The sequence below is a fragment of the Streptomyces palmae genome, assembly GCF_004684805.1.
GTDB lineage: Bacteria > Actinomycetota > Actinomycetes > Streptomycetales > Streptomycetaceae > Streptomyces > Streptomyces palmae.
Genome location: NZ_SRID01000653.1, coordinates 1 through 1670, shown reverse-complemented (window position 1 = coordinate 1670; position 1670 = coordinate 1). Strand labels below are relative to the sequence as shown.

The window sequence follows — 1670 nt, the reverse complement described above, 5'->3', positions numbered from 1 at the left end:
GTGGCGGCGGAGGCCGTGGCGGTGGCGGCGGAGTCGGCTGCCGGCGCGTGGTGGGCGCGGGGCGCGCGCAGGCGGGTGTCGAGGTGGTGGGCGGCGTGCTCGGCCAGCAGGTCCAGGACCTCGGCGATGTCCTCCAACGAGGTCTCCGGGTTGAGCAGGGTGAACTTGAGGTGGTGGACCCCGTCCACGGTGGTGCCGGCGACCACTCCCGCGCCGGAGGCGGCCAGTGCCTCCCGGGCGTACAGATTGGCCTCGTCGGCCAGTGCCCGCGCCGGGCCGTCCGGCGGCAGGTAGCGGAAGACCAGGGTGCTCAGCGGGGACCGGGTGACCGCCTCGAAGCGCGGGTCGGCGTCGACCAGCCGCCAGGCATCCGCCGCCCGGTCGATCACCCGGTCGAAGAGGTCGCCGATCGCGTCGGCGCCCATCACGCGCAGCGTCAGCCACAGCTTCAGCGCGTCGAAACGCCGGGTGGTCTGGAGGGACTTGTCGACCTGGTTGGGGATGCGCTGGGCGGCCATCCGCCGCGGGTTGAGGTAGTCCGCGTGGTACGTGGCGTGCCGCAGGGTGGCCGCCTCGCGCACCAGGAGCGCGCTGGAACTCACCGGCTGGAAGAAGGACTTGTGGAAATCCACGGTCACCGAGTCGGCCCGCTCGATGCCCTCCAGCAGGTGCCGGCGGGTGCGGGAGGCCAGCAGCCCGCAGCCGTAGGCGGCGTCCACGTGGAACCAGGTGCCGGCCCAGGCGCACAGGTCCGCGATCCGCGGCAGCGGGTCGATGGAGCCGAAGTCGGTGGTCCCGGCGGTGCCCACCACGGCCATCACGACCAGGCCCTCCCGGCGGCAGCGGTCCAGCTCGCGGGCGAGCCCGGCAGGCCGCATCCGCCGCTGCGGGTCGGTCTCCACCGGGATCACCGCGTCCGGGCCCAGGCCCAGCAGCTTCGCGGACTTCCGCACGCTGAAGTGGCCGGCCTCGGAGACCAGCACGCGCAGCCGCGGCAGGATCTCCTGGTCGGTGGGCGCGGCGCCGCGGGCCCGCAGTACGGCCTCCTCGCGGGCGAGCAGCAGGGCGTGGAGGTTGGACTGGGAGCCGCCGCTGGTGAAGACCCCGTCGGCGGTCGGGCCGAGCCCGACGCGCCGCGCCGTCCAGTCGATCAGCTGCCGCTCGATCAGGGTGCCGCCGGCGCTCTGATCCCAGGTGTCCAGCGAGGAGTTGATCGCCGACAGCACCGCCTCGCCGAGCAGCGCCGGGATCACCACCGGGCAGTTGAGGTGGGCGAGGTAGCGCGGATGGTGGAAGTAGACCGCGTCCCGCAGGTAGACCCGCTCCAACTCCTCCAGCGCGGCGGCGCAGTCGCCCAGCGGGGCGTCCAGGTCGATACCGGAGATGTGAGGCGCCAACCGGTCGGGGGTGGTCCCGCTGAAGGGCCGGTCGACGCGGGCGACGGTGTCGGCCACCAGGGCGAGGCCGTCCGCCACGGTGCGCCGGTAGCGCTCCGCGGTGCCGGCGTTGAGCAGATGGGATTCGGGGGACGGGGCGTCCCCGCGGGGCGGCGCGTCCTCAGCGGTCCGCACGAGGGTGCTCACGATGGGAAGGTCCTTTCCGGAGCCGGGCATGGGGGTGCCCTGGCGCGGCTGGGGTCCCCCGGGCGGAGCCTGGGGGAGGGTGCGTGG

Annotated in this window: 1 protein-coding gene; it reads right to left on the bottom strand. The window is 74.4% G+C overall.

All coding sequences use genetic code 11. The features are described 5' to 3' along the window. Window positions 1–1613: pyridoxal phosphate-dependent decarboxylase family protein (locus E4099_RS31830; protein WP_135342563.1), on the bottom strand; the 1613-nt coding region annotated here is incomplete at its 3' end. Window positions 1614–1670: the final 57 nt, after the last annotated feature.